Annotated in this window: 10 protein-coding genes; 3 read left to right on the top strand and 7 right to left on the bottom strand. The window is 70.9% G+C overall.

Annotated features, from left to right (window positions below):
* The first annotated feature begins 832 nt into the window (after positions 1-832).
* The 3 genes from Mam01_RS00265 (at position 833) to Mam01_RS00275 (ending at position 6,428) form a co-directional block, all read left to right on the top strand.
* A complete protein-coding gene (locus Mam01_RS00265) occupies positions 833-4,090 on the top strand; it encodes a type I restriction endonuclease subunit R (RefSeq protein WP_204283208.1) in 3,258 nt (1,085 codons plus the stop codon).
* Positions 4,091-4,108: 18 nt separating this feature from the next.
* Positions 4,109-4,816: a M48 family metallopeptidase gene (locus Mam01_RS00270; protein WP_204283210.1), complete on the top strand. Its 708-nt coding sequence runs from the start codon at positions 4,109-4,111 to the stop codon at positions 4,814-4,816.
* A gap of 67 nt (positions 4,817-4,883) precedes the next feature.
* Entirely contained in the window at positions 4,884-6,428 is a 1,545-nt protein-coding gene (locus tag Mam01_RS00275; RefSeq protein WP_204283212.1) for a serine/threonine-protein kinase, read from the top strand.
* A gap of 14 nt (positions 6,429-6,442) precedes the next feature.
* Here the strand turns inward: Mam01_RS00275 and galK are convergent, their stop codons facing one another.
* The 7 genes from galK to Mam01_RS00310 form a co-directional block, all read right to left on the bottom strand.
* Entirely contained in the window at positions 6,443-7,564 is a 1,122-nt protein-coding gene (galK, locus tag Mam01_RS00280; protein ID WP_204283214.1) for a galactokinase, read from the bottom strand.
* Between the two features lie 112 nt (positions 7,565-7,676).
* Positions 7,677-9,338, bottom strand: coding sequence for a catalase (locus tag Mam01_RS00285; protein WP_204283216.1), 1,662 nt, complete (start codon positions 9,336-9,338; stop codon positions 7,677-7,679).
* Positions 9,339-9,476: 138 nt separating this feature from the next.
* Positions 9,477-9,890, bottom strand: coding sequence for a VOC family protein (locus Mam01_RS00290; protein WP_204283218.1), 414 nt, complete (start codon positions 9,888-9,890; stop codon positions 9,477-9,479).
* Complete coding sequence (locus Mam01_RS00295; RefSeq protein ID WP_204283219.1) at positions 9,887-10,804, bottom strand: helix-turn-helix domain-containing protein; 918 nt, start codon at positions 10,802-10,804, stop codon at positions 9,887-9,889. The genes Mam01_RS00290 and Mam01_RS00295 overlap by 4 nt, the downstream gene beginning before the upstream one ends.
* Positions 10,805-11,021: 217 nt before the next feature.
* Entirely contained in the window at positions 11,022-12,062 is a 1,041-nt protein-coding gene (locus tag Mam01_RS00300; RefSeq protein WP_204283221.1) for a zinc-dependent dehydrogenase, read from the bottom strand.
* Positions 12,059-12,523 (bottom strand): PTS mannitol transporter subunit IIA, encoded by a 465-nt coding sequence (locus Mam01_RS00305; RefSeq protein WP_204283223.1) that lies wholly within the window; start codon positions 12,521-12,523, stop codon positions 12,059-12,061. Before Mam01_RS00305 ends, Mam01_RS00300 begins: the two co-directional genes overlap by 4 nt.
* Positions 12,516-12,824 carry a PTS sugar transporter subunit IIBC family protein gene (locus tag Mam01_RS00310; protein ID WP_204283225.1) on the bottom strand — a complete coding sequence of 103 codons (309 nt, stop codon included), beginning with the start codon at positions 12,822-12,824 and terminating at the stop codon, positions 12,516-12,518. Before Mam01_RS00310 ends, Mam01_RS00305 begins: the two co-directional genes overlap by 8 nt.
* Position 12,825 lies beyond the last annotated feature (1 nt).

The following is a 12,825-nucleotide window of genomic DNA, read 5'->3' on the forward strand; positions in this document are numbered from 1 at the left end:
GCACGCACCAGCCGGGCGGGCGGACAAGACAGTGATGGGGCCTCTGGCCAGGCTCCTATGAGGTCACCCCGTCGCGTCGGTGAGTGCAGGTGAACGCCTCCCGAGTGAGGCCGACAGATCCCGTTGAGGACCCGAGGTCAGTAAGACAGTGGGTCAGACCTCGCCGGGAGGCGTTCATCTACATCGTCACTGTAAGACAGCATCGAGGCTTCCGATTGGGCATCGGATCTTGGTCGACTGCTGTCTTACCGGAAGCCTCACCTCACCCCCAACTCCTCCGGCCCGCCCGCCCCCTACGCCCACCCTGACCAGCATGATCAGGATGAAAATGGCTCTCTGTAGATCGGTTCGGGCGTTTGGAGGGCGCCGAGGTGCCGGATCCGAGCATGGTCTGCGGGTGTTGTTACCCCTCTCCCACGATCTGGTTATGTCCCAGGGCTCCGGCAAAGTCGGTTCAGCAGGTCTGATCATGTGATGCCAAGGAGCGCGTGGGAACGGGTGGCGTCTCGGCGGCCCGGGGCGGGGGGTGAGTGGGTCGGCTATCCCGGTGGCCCGGGAAGAAGTCCCCTGGACCTCTTGTCACCGACCGGTATCACTACATGCCACGGAGTCGCGGCCGTCAAGCGCTTTCGGTGTGGAAGGGTAGATCACCTCGGCTCGGTAGTCGCTTGACGTGGGTCCTCCTCGGCGGCTGGAGGGAACGGCTTACACCTCCAGGTCTCACTTGTCTAACGCTGTGAATTCGGCTCACGTCAAATATTGTCGTGGTTGGGTAGATCGGTTAGCTTCGGCGTCGAAGATTCGCGCAACGAGCGGGCGGCGAGGGGTTCGTGTGGCTGATCTGGAGTACGCGTTAGTCGAGCGACCGCTGATCGAGCAGCTCAAGGGGATGGGGTGGCGGCACCTCGAAGGCGCTCCGCCGGAGGCGGTCGTTCCCACCCTGCCGTACCGGTCGGGCCGTGCCTCCTTCAGCGAGGTGATCCTCGAAGACGTGCTCCGGACCGCCATCGCGGAGATCAACCTCGACGCCGAGGGGCAGCCCTGGCTCGACGAGGCGCGGATCTCCAGCGCGGTCAACCAGCTCACCCGCCTCCCGGCGAGCAGCCTGCTGGAAGCCAACGAGAAGGCGACCGAGCTGCTGATCAACGGCCACATCGTGGAGGGCGTGCCCGGCTGGGAGGGCGGCAAGGGCCGCCGCGTGCACTACATCGACTGGGAGCACCCCGAGAAGAACGACTTCACGGTCGTCAACCAGTTCCGGGTCGACATCCCCGGATCGCAGGGCAACTCGGTCGTGCCCGACCTGGTGCTGTTCGTGAACGGCATCCCGCTGGTCGTCGTCGAGTGCAAGCAGCCCAAGGTCATCGACCTGACCGGCGCGGTGAACCAGATCCGCGACTACGCCGAGCAGCGCCGCACCGACATCCGCACCGGAAACCAGAAGCTGTTCCACACCGTGCAGCTCACCGTCGTCACCAGTGGCGAGGAGGCGAAGCTCGGCACGTTCACCGCGACGGAGCAGCACTACGTGCCGTGGCGTGATCCGTACCCGCTCACGGCCAGGCAGCTCGCGGCGGGTCTGGGCAAGCCGGAGGACACGCTGAGCCGTCAGGAGATCCTGGCCGGAGCGGTGCTCGACAAGGCCAGGCTGCTCGACATCGTGCACAACTTCGTGACCTTCATGACCACGGAGCGGGGCGCGAAGATCAAGGCGGCGCCGCGCTACCAGCAGTACCGCGCGGTCGCCAAGACCGTCGAGCGGCTGCTGACCGGCAAGACGCGGCTGCGGCACGGCCGGCAGGACCAGCGCGGCGGGATCATCTGGCACACCCAGGGCTCCGGCAAGAGCCTCACCATGACCTTCCTGGTACGCAGACTGCGCGCGACTCCGGCCCTCGCGGACGCCAAGGTGGTGGTGGTCACCGACCGCACCCAGCTCCAGGGGCAGCTCAGCGAGATCATGGAGCTCGCCGGTGAGCACCTGGACGTGGCGACGAGCGGTGCCAAGGCGCAGGCGGCCCTGCGCAAGCACGGTCCCGGCGTGGTCTTCGTGATGATCCAGAAGAACCAGGACACCGGCAGCGGCGGCACCGGCATGGCCGCGGGCACCCCGCTCGGCGAACTGAACACCGATGAGTCGATCGTCGTCCTGATCGACGAGGCGCACCGCTCGCACAGCGCCACGCTGGGCGCGAACCTGCGGGAGGCGCTGCCCAACGCCGCCCGCATCGGGTTCACCGGGACCCCCATCATGACCAGGAACAGCCAGCGCAAGACCAGCGTGGATCTGTTCGGCCCGTTCATCGACAAATATCGGCTCAAGGACGCCGAGGACGACGGCGTGATCGTGCCGATCGTCTACGAGGTGCGGACGGTTCGCGGCGCCGTCCGCGACGGCCGGGAGCTCGACGACATCTTCGAAGAGGACTTCGAAGGCCTGACCGACGAGGAGCGCGAGCAGCTCCAGCGGCGCTACGCCACCAAGGGGAAGGTCTCGGCCGCCGAGCAGATGATCGCGGCCAAGGCCAAGAACATCCTGCGGCACTACGTCGAGAAGATCCTGCCCGAGCGCTTCAAGGCGCAGGTCGTCGCCGAGGACCGGGAGGCGACCGTGCGCTACCGGGAGGCGTTGCTCGCCGCGCGGGACGAGCTGGTGGGGGAGATCGAACGGCTGCCGCCGAAGGTGCTGGCGACGCCGCCGGACGAGGTAGACGGGTTGCGCAGGCGCGAGGCCTACCTGGTCAGAGCCTCGCGCCAGCTCGACCTGCTCAAGCGGATCGACTTCGTGCCCGTCATCTCCGAGGGCAACTCCGAGCGCGAGCAGCAGCTGGCCGAGTGGACGGACCCGGTGAAGCGGAAAGCCCGCATCGCCGGCTTCACCCAGCCCTACGATGAGTCGGAGATCGGGTTCGTCATCGTGCAGGCGATGCTGCTGACGGGGTTCGACGCGCCGATCGAGCAGGTCCTGTATCTGGACCGGGGGCTGAAGGAGGCCGAGCTCCTGCAGGCGGTCGCCCGCGTGAACCGGACGTCCGACGGCAAGGACTTCGGTTACGTCGTCGACTATCACGGCGTCGCGGAGAACCTGCTGCAGGCGTTGCGCCTCTACGCCCGGGAGGACTACGACAGCGACGACGCGGCCGACGTCGAGAACGCCATGCGTGACCCGCAGGACGAGATCCACAAGCTGGAGCCGCGGCGGACCCGGCTGCGCATGCTGTTCTCCGAGCGGGGCGTGGACGCCGACGACGTCGAGAGCTGCGTCCAGCTTCTCGCCGACGACGAGCTGCGCGACAAGTTCGCCGTCGAGCTGGCACGGTTCCTCAAGACCGTCAACGCGGTGCTGCCCGACCCCGCGGCCAAGCCCTTCCTGCCCGATGCCAAGCACTTCACGGTGGTCAAGGTGACCGCCGTACGCCGCTACCGGGTGGATGGCGGCGAGTTCAACCCCTCGGCGTACGGCGAGAAGATCCGCGAGCTGATCGACGACCACGTGGTGTCGCTCGGCATCGAGCAGACGCTGCCTCCGGTCGCGCTCACCGCGCCCGACTTCGCGGAGAAGGTCGACAAGCTGCCCGGCCCGCGCGCGAAGGCGTCCGAGATGGAGCACGCCATCCGCCACCACATCTCCGTGCACGCCGGCGAGGACCCGCACCGCTACCAACTGCTCAGCGAGCGGCTGAAGAAGATCCTGGAGGAGCTCGCCGACGACATCGAGGCGCAGGTGCGCGCGTTGCAGGGGCTGCTCACCGAGATCGTCGAGGAGCGGCCGGAGAACCCGCACGGGCTCGGCGACGTGGAGACCGCCCTCTACGGCGTGCTGCTCGGCGAGACCGCCACCTCCGCCGACGACGCGCAGGACACCGCCCTGGTGGACGTGACCAGGAAGGTGTACGCGCTGGCGGTCGAGACCGTCCACCGCACCGACTTCTGGAAGCAGGCCAAGCGCACCGACCAGGAGAAGTTGCGGCGGCGCATCTCGGGGCTGTTGTTCGAGGCCGAGGGCTGCGATGAGGACGACCTCAAGAAGATCTCGTCCCAGCTGCTCGACGTGATCAGGCACAACCAGCGGCGGATCGCCAAGCCCTGACCTGGCATGCTGATGCCCGTGAGTGACTTCCCCGGCGTCCTGCGGGTCGGCGACCTCGACATCGCCGTGTCGGTGAGCCCGCGACGCAGGACCGTACGGCTCACCGTCGAGCGGGACGCCTCGGTCACCGCGGTCGTCTCCCCGCAGGTGTCCAGGGCCGAGCTGGTCAAGGTGGTCGAGGCCAAACGGTCCTGGTTGTACGGCAAGCTTGCCGAGCGGCGCGAACTGGGCGAGGCCCGCCCGGCCCGGCAGTATGTCGACGGCGAGGGATTCCCGTACCTCGGGCGGTCGTACCGGCTGCGGATCGTCGAGCCGGGCCGCGAGGTGCGGCTGATCCGCGGGCGGCTGGAGCTGGGCCGGGGCGGGGGAGCCCGGGAGCTGGTCCGCTGGTATCAGCGGGCCGGCGAGCCGTGGCTCAGGCGGCGCGTCCGGCCCTGGGCCGAGCGGACGGGCGTCGAGGTGATCGGGCTGCGGGTGCTGCCGCTGGGCTACCGGTGGGGGTCGTGCTCACCGGACGGCAAGGTCAACATCCACTGGGCGACGATGCAACTGCCGCCGACGCTCATCGACTACGTGCTCGTCCACGAGCTGGCCCACCTGGTGCGGCACGACCACGGCGCGGAGTTCTGGCGGCTGGTCGAGCGGGTGCTGCCCGGCTACGAGGGCTGCCGCGAGCGCCTGCACCGGCTCGGCCCCGACCTGTGGCTGCCTCCGGAAGGTCGGTGACGACACGAGCGGCCGGCAGGCGGAGTAGATTCCTGGCGTCGATCTTTCCGTCGCACTCGGAGGCGTCGTGCCTGACCGTACGGTGATCCTCGGCCGGTACGAGCTGGACCCCGTGCATCTCGGCAGGGGCGCCATGGGCACGGTGTGGGGCGGCCAGGACAAGGTCCTGGACCGCCGTGTGGCGATCAAGCTGATTCGCTTCCCCGACGACCGGCCCGACCCCGAGATGGAGCGCCGGTTCGGCCGCGAGGCCCAGGTCATGGCGCGGCTGAACCACCCGGGCGCACCCGCCGTCCACGACCTCGGGGCGTTCGAGGACCCGGCGGCCGGGCGCAGGCTGTTCCTCGTGATGGAGTTCGTCGAGGGCGTCACGCTCGACGACGTCGTCGCGGAGCACGGGCCGCTGCCCGTCGGGTGGGCCGCCGCGGTCGGCGCCCAGATCGCCGCGGTGCTCGGCGCGGCCCACGAACAGGGGATCCTGCATCGGGATCTGAAGCCGGCCAACCTGATGGTCCGGCGCGACGGCACGGTGAAGGTTCTCGACTTCGGCCTCGCCATGCTGCACGACCCCGGCGCGTCGAAGCTCACGCAGACCGGCCAGGTGCTCGGCACCGTGTCGTACAGCCCGCCGGAGCAGATCCGCGCGGGCACGGTGACACCGCGGAGCGACCTCTACGCGCTCGGGTGCGTCCTGTACGAGCTCCTCACCGGTAAGCCGCTGTTCGCGGGACTTACCGAGTTCGAGGTGCAGGAGCAGCACGTCAACGTCGCGCCTCCCGCCGTGCGGTCTTGCCGCCCGGACGTGCCGCGCGAGCTCGACGAGATCATCGCGTCACTGGTGGCGAAACGCGCCGAGGACCGGCCGGAGAGCGCCGCCCTGGTGCACGATCGGCTGATGGCCTACGTGACGGGGGTGGGCCACCTGCCCGGGATCACGACCGCCGGGCCGAGCGCCACGCGCATGTACGCCCACGCCGTCAGCCGGGTTCTCCTGTCTCCCGGTGTGGCCGCCGCACCGGAGGTGGTCCCGAGCGTCCCCGCGGACGACGGCGGGCCGAGCCGGGAGGAGCTGGAGCGGGTCCGCCGCGAGGCGATGTCCCTGCTTCGCCATTCGCGGTACGAGGAGGCGGCCACGATGCTGGCGTCGGTGACGGAACCGGCGAGCCGGGCGTACGGCGCCGACGACCCCGAGGTGCTGGATCTGCGCACCCAGCTGGCGAACGCCCTCTTCGAAGGCGGCGATCACCGGCGGGCCGCCGCCGCCTTCAACGGGCTCGCCCTCGACCTGGCCCGCCGTCACGGACCCGACGACGAGCGGACGTTCCAGTGCCGCCTGCAGGAGGCCGCCTGCCACGAGCGGAACGACGACGGCGACCTGGCGCTCCGCCTTCTGCACGACCTTCTCGCGGACCAACGGCGTGTTCGTCCGGCCGGCGACCAGCGGACGCTGGAGTTGCGCAGGCAGATAGGCGAACTGCAGAAGAAGACCGGGGACCTCGCCGCCGCCCGCCACACGTTCGCCGAGCTGTACGACGACCTGTGCTTCCGCTACGGGAACGACCACCCGGCGACCGTACGGGTGCGTGACGGGCTGGCGGCCCTGGAGGTCTGAGGCGGCCGGTGCGCTCAGTGGACGCGGTGGGCGCCGGGGGAGGGGGTGGCGGGCAGGAACGTGGGCGGGGCCCAGCCGCGTTCGGCGTAGGCGCGTTCGACCGTCGTGCGCACCCGGTCCACCCGGTCGTCGGCGACGAGCGCGATGGCCGAGCCGCCGAAGCCGCCGCCGGTCATCCGCGCCCCCCGTGCGCCGCCCCGGACCGCGCTCTCGACCGCCACGTCCAGCTCGGGGCAGGAGACCTGGTACTGGTCCCGCAGCGACAGGTGTGAGGCGTTCAGCAGCGCGCCGATCTCCTGTACGGCTCCCGCGCGCAGCAGCCCGATGACGGCCTCCACCCGGTGGTTCTCGGTGACGACGTGCTGGGTGCGGGCCCGTTCGTCGCCGCTCAGCCGGGACAGCGCCCCGGCGAGGTCGGTCACGTCCCGCAGCGACGCGACGCCGAGGTGCTTGGCCGCGTTCTCGCAGTCCTGGCGCCGCTTCGCGTACTGCCCGTCGGCCAGTTCGTGGTGGACGCCGGTGTCGATGATGAGGATCTGCAGGCCGTACGCCGACAGGTCGAACGGAACGGCGCGGCTCGCCAGCGAGCGGCAGTCGAGGAACAGCGCGTGCCCTTCCCGGCCGAGCGCGGAGGCCGCCTGGTCCATGATCCCGCAGGGCATGCCGACGAAGTCGTTCTCGGCCTTCTGGCACAGCTTGGCCAGCTCCATCGGCTCCAGGCCCAGGCCGTACAGATCGCTCAGGGCGAGCCCGACCGACACCTCCAGCGCGGCGCTGGACGACAGCCCGGCGCCCGTGGGCACGTCGCCGTCGATCATGATGTCCGCGCCGCGGACCGGCAGGCCGGCGCCGCGCATCACCTGGACCACCCCGGCGGGGTAGCGCGCCCAGCCCGCGGCCCGGTCGAGGTCGTCCAGCGCCTGCTCCTCGCCGGGCATCTGGAGGGAGGCGATCCGGACCGTGAGGTCCTCGCGGGGACGCACGGCCGCGGTGACGCCCCACGGCACCGCGAACGGCAGCACGAAGCCGTCGTTGTAGTCGGTGTGCTCGCCGATCAGGTTCACCCTGCCGGGCGCGTGCCAGATTCCGGCGGGTTGCTCGCCGTACGCCTGGAAAAAAGCACCAGCAACGCCCACGATCGCACACTCCTCGACATTCTCGGCCTCCCCGTAGGGTAGCGACCTTCGAGGTCGCCGACATGCCGGGGCCCGGCTCGGGATGCCGAGCCGGGCCCCCACCTCACGGGTGTCACATCGCGGGCACCTCGGCCCGCTCGTCCGGGACGCAGTGCGTCATCTTCAGACCGGAGACGTCGCGCGGGCCGTTCTTGCCGAGGGCGGACAGGCGCTGCCTGTCCTCGTCGGTCAGGTCCTGGCTCGCCAGCGGCTCCAGGTGCTGGACGTCGTCCGGCGTGATGCCGAGGCCCTCGCCGACGCGCAGCCCGAGGTCGTCCTCGACCAGCAGGAAGTGCCAGACCATGCGCTCCTGGATGGGGCGCACGCACTGCGACAGCTGCCCGACGAGGTTCTCCACCAGGTCGTCGCGCTCCCACTGCTCCATGAGCAGGTAGCGCTCGCCCGCCTGCTTGTAGTCGTTGGTCCGCGGGATGCGCTTGCGGGTGAGCCTGCCGGCGATCTCCGGGCCCTGCTCGTCGTGCGTCGGGAACCGCGCCTCGCGCAGCCCGCCGGTGATCGAGGGCTCGTAGTTGACGTGCGGGTTCTCGCCCGCCTGGTCCTGCTGATAGGTCATGAGGCCGTCGCGCTGGTTCGTCCGCACGTTGGCGTTCTTGGCCTGGTTGACCGGCAGCTGCAGGTAGTTCGGCCCGACGCGGTAGCGCTGGGTGTCGCTGTAGGAGAACGTGCGGCCCACGAGCATCTTGTCGTCGGAGAAGTCCAGCCCGTCGACCAGGACGCCGGTGCCGAAGGAGATCTGCTCGTTCTCCGCGAAGTTGTTGCTCACGTTGCGGTCGAGGACCATGCGGCCGACGGGCTTGGCCGGGAAGAGCTCCTCCGGCCAGACCTTGGTGTCGTCCAGCGGGTCGAAGTCCAGCTCGGGGTGCTCCTCGTCGCTCATCATCTGGACGAGCAGCTCCCACTCCGGGTGGTCGCCGCAGTCGATCGCCTCGCGGAGGTCCTTGGTCGCGTGTCCCAGCTCGTGGGCCTGGACGCGGGCGGCGTCCTCGGCCGTCATGCTCCGGACCCCCTGCTTGGGCATCCAGTGATACTTCACGAGGTGGGTCTCGCCGTCGGCGTTCACCCACTTGTACGTGTTGACCCCGAATCCCTGCATGTGCCGGTAGTCCGACGGGATGCCCCGCGGGCTGAACAGGTTGACCAGCATGTGCATGGCCTCGGGCGTCTGCGACATGAAGTCGAAGATGCGGTTCGGCTCCTGCCGGAACGTCACCGGGTCGGGCTTGAGTGCGTGGATCACGTCGGGGAACTTGATGGCGTCGCGGATGAAGAACACCGCGAGGTTGTTGCCGACGAGGTCCCAGTTGCCGTCCTCGGTGTAGAACTTTACCGCGAACCCGCGCGGGTCGCGGGCGGCCTCCGACGAGTCCCGCCCCCCGATCACCGTCGAGAACCGCACGGCCACGTCGGTGCGCTTGCCGGCCTCCTGGAACAGCTTCGCCCTCGTGAACCGGGCGATCGGCTCGTCGCCCCACATGCCGTACGCCTCGAAGAAGCCGTACGACGTGGCGCCGCGCGCGTGCACCACCCGCTCCGGGATGCGCTCCCGGTCGAAGTGGCTGATCTTCTCCAGGAACTGGTAGTTCTCGAGGGTGGCCGGGCCGCGTGCGCCGACCGTCCGCTGGTTCTGGTTGTCGTAGACCGGGTGCCCTTGACGGTTGGTCAGCACCGGGCGCTCGTCTCCGGGCTCCGGTCCCTTGCTCGACACGTCCGTCATGGGACGGCTCCTCTCAGATCACGTTTGAACTGTTAGTCCTTGTCAATGCCTCCCTATCCGGTTTTCGGCGGGGTATTCACGGGGATGGAGATCGGTCCGGCCCCGCCGGGCGCTGCCCGGCGGGGCGGCGGAGGGTGGTCAGCCCTTCACGCGCGGCTCGCCGCGGTAGGTGCCGAACGACCAGAGGTTGTCCTCCGGGTCGCGGACCGTGAACTCGCGGGACCCGTAGTCGGTGTCGGACGGCTCCCGGACGACGCGCGCCCCCGCGGCGGTCGCCCGCGCGTACAGCCCGTCGACGTCGTCGGTCACGACGTACGCGCCGAACGTGCCGGGGGTGAGGGTCCACTTGTCGTCCGGTGTCTCGCGGACGCTGCCCAGCATGATCCCCCCGCCGGGCGGCCAGGAGAGCTGGGCGTGGCCGACGTGGTCGCCCTCGCCGTACACGGCGGTCTCCTCGAAGCCGAAGGCCTCGACGAGGAAGGCGATCAGCGCGCGGGCGTCCCTGGCCCGCAGCGTGGGCCATACCTGAGGTGCTGGTGTGGTGTCGTTCATGCCGCCGAGTCTGGCCGTCCGTCCTCGTCCGGGGCTTGGACGTATCGGAACGGCGCCCCCTCTTCGGCCAGCCACCGGCTCGGGGAGCATCCGGCGAGGCTCCGGAACTCGCGGGCGAGGTGCGCCTGGTCGTAGAACCCGCACTCGGCCGCCGCGTCGGCCAGCGCGAGCCGCCGTCCGGACGCCGCCGCGTTCTGCAGCAGGCGGCGGACCCGGTCGAACCGGACGACCCGCGCCGCCTCCTTGGGGGACAGGCCGATCTCCTCCCGGAACCGGCTGTTGAGGTGCCGGGCGCTCCAGCCCGCCTCGCGGGCGAGATCGGACACGGTGACCCGGCCGCCGGCGGCCAGCATCCGCCGCCACGCCAGGGTCACCTCCGGCGGCCGCTCCCGGGTGGGGCGGGTGTGCCGGGACAGGACCGCGTCGAGGGCCGCGAAGCGGTCGTCCCAGCCGGGCGCCCCCAGCAGGCGCTCGCGCAGTTCGCCCGCCAGGGCGCCGAGGACGTCGGCGCCGTCCAGGTCGAGCCCGGACAGCTCCCCGGCCGGCACCCCGAGCAGGGCCCGCGCGCCGAGCGGCGTGAGCGCGAGCTGGACCCCCGACTGCCGCCCGTCGTGCGTGACGATCGCCGGAGCGGTGTGCAACCCGCCCACCAGCGTGTCGTACGTCCCCGCCGGGGTGCGGGGATCGGGATGCGCTGCGACGACGAGCGGGTCGTCCAGTGTGACGATCATGGTCAGGTACGGCGAGGGCAGGCCGCGATGCGTCCCGGGCGGGACGCCCGCGTCGCGGTAGCCGCTGTACCACGCGACCAGCGGGCGCAGCGGGGGAGCCGGTCGCCGCCGGACGTACCGGGCCTCCTCCCGCTCGCCCGCGTGCCTGCCGGGGTCCGCTGTCCGCCCTCTCGATGCCGCCATCCGCCGCTCCTCCCTCCGCGTCCCCAGTCTCCCCGAAGGGGAGCACGTCGGTCACCGGCGCCTGCGAGGACCTCCCGGCGGGGCGGGCGTGCGGGCCGGAGGGGAGGAGAAACCACCAGGTGTCACGCCGCACGGCGTGGGTCGACGTCATGCGCCCCGTGCGGGCCCCGCGTGTCGTCACCGTCCTCTCCTGCGTCGCGGTCTTCCAGGGCTCGCCTCAGGGTTCGATCGTGACCTTGATGGCGGCGCCGCGGGCGACGACGTCGATGGCGTCCATGACCTCGTCGAGGCCGAGGCGACGGGTGATCAGGTCGGCGACCGGCACCGCGCCCTCGGCGATGAGCCGCAGGGCGCGGGCGTTGTGCGCCGGGCTCGACCCGTTCGCGCCGACGATGGTCAGCTCCCGGTAGTGCACGAGGTTGGAGTCGCAGGCGATGATCGGATCGTCCTTCGGCAGCCCGCCGAAGAAGCTGATCCGGCCCTGCCGCGCGGCCATCTGCAGCGCCTGCTGCTGGGCCGCCCCGGAGGCCGCCGCGGTGATCACCACGTCGGCGCCCCGGCCTCCGGTCAGCTTGAGCACCTCGTCCACGACGTCGGTCTCTCCCGAGCAGATCGCCGCGTCCGGCCGTACGAGGCCGGCGGCCATGGCGAGGCGCTCGGCGTTCAGGTCGGCGAGGAACACCCGGGCCGCGCCGCGGGCGCGGGCGAGCCGCACGTGCAGGCAGCCGATCGGACCCGAGCCGACGACTACCACGTCGTCGCCCTCGCCGACGCGGGCCAGTTCCTGCCCGTTGAGCACGCAGGCGAGCGGCTCGGCGAGGGACGCCTCGGCGAACCCCACCCCGTCGGGGACGCGGTTGAGCCCGTCCACGGCGAGCACCTTGGCCGGCACGACCATGAACTGCGCGAAGCCGCCGTCGTAGTGGTAGCCCATCGACTCCTGGTTGGGGCAGACCGTGAGGTGGCCCCGGCGGCACTCCTCGCACTCGCCGCAGGGGATGGCGGCGATCACCTGCACCCGGTCGCCCGGGCTCCAGCCGGTGACGCCCTCGCCGAGCTCCGCGATCTCTCCGGCGATCTCGTGGCCCATCACCCGGGGCGGCCTGATGTGGTGGTGCCCGAACCGGTGGATCTTCACGTCCGTGCCGCACGTCGAGCAGGCGCGCACGCGGATCTTGATCTCGCCGGGGCGGGCGACGGGCTCGGGCACCTCCTCCAGCCGGATGTCTCCGGGCGCGTGGAATCGGGCGACTTTCACTCCGGGTCCTCCTCTTCGTCGGGCCGCAGCAGGCCGATGACCTCGTCGACCTCGGTGGCCGCGCGCAGGGCCGCGGCGCGGTCCGGGTCGAGCAGGATCCGGGCGAGTGACGACAGCAGCCGCATGTGGCCGCCCCCGTGTGCGGCGATGCCGACGCACACCGTCACGCGCTCGCCGTGCCAGTCGACGCCCTCCGGGAAGCGCAGCACGCAGAGGGCGTCGTGGCGGACCGCCTCCTTCGACTCCAGCGTGCCGTGGGGGATGGCGACGCCCTCGCCGACGTACGTCGAGATCGACCGCTCGCGTTCGAGCATGGCCTCGGCGTAGGTCCCGTCCACCGCGCCGACCTCCTGGAGCACCGCTCCGCACTGCCGGATGGCGTCCTCGAGGTCCGTGGCGGCCGCGGCCGTCCGTACGGCGCGGGGGTCGAGGGGGAGCGGGGCCGTGGCCCGGTCAGCCATCGATCGTGCCCCCGCTCTTGATGGCGTCGACGACCCGCGTCACGGCCGGGTCGCCGATGAAGACCTGGAACGGCACGAGCGCGACCCCGGGGGCGCTCGCCCTGGCCCGGTCGGCCAGCCCGGCGTGGCAGACGATCACGTCGGCGTCCCCGGGGATCGAGTTGACCGGGGTGTGCTCCACGGTGACCTCGGTGCCCTTGAGCTGCCTGCGCAGGGTGCTCGCCAGCATGACGCTGCTGCCCATGCCCGCGTCGCACGCCACGACGAGCTTGCGGACGTCCTTGCCCTGGATGCTGGACACG

The organism is Microbispora amethystogenes, from assembly GCF_016863015.1.
Classification (GTDB): domain Bacteria; phylum Actinomycetota; class Actinomycetes; order Streptosporangiales; family Streptosporangiaceae; genus Microbispora; species Microbispora amethystogenes.

What these genes read in the sequence shown, in the direction of transcription:
- Mam01_RS00295 (WP_204283219.1), bottom strand. Translation starts at nt 10,804, where the DNA reads ATGGCGGCATCGAGAGGGCGGACAGCGGACCCCGGCAGGCACGCGGGC.
- Mam01_RS00285 (WP_204283216.1), bottom strand. Translation starts at nt 9,338, where the DNA reads ATGACGGACGTGTCGAGCAAGGGACCGGAGCCCGGAGACGAGCGCCCG.
- Mam01_RS00305 (WP_204283223.1), bottom strand. Translation starts at nt 12,523, where the DNA reads ATGGCTGACCGGGCCACGGCCCCGCTCCCCCTCGACCCCCGCGCCGTA.
- Mam01_RS00290 (WP_204283218.1), bottom strand. Translation starts at nt 9,890, where the DNA reads ATGAACGACACCACACCAGCACCTCAGGTATGGCCCACGCTGCGGGCC.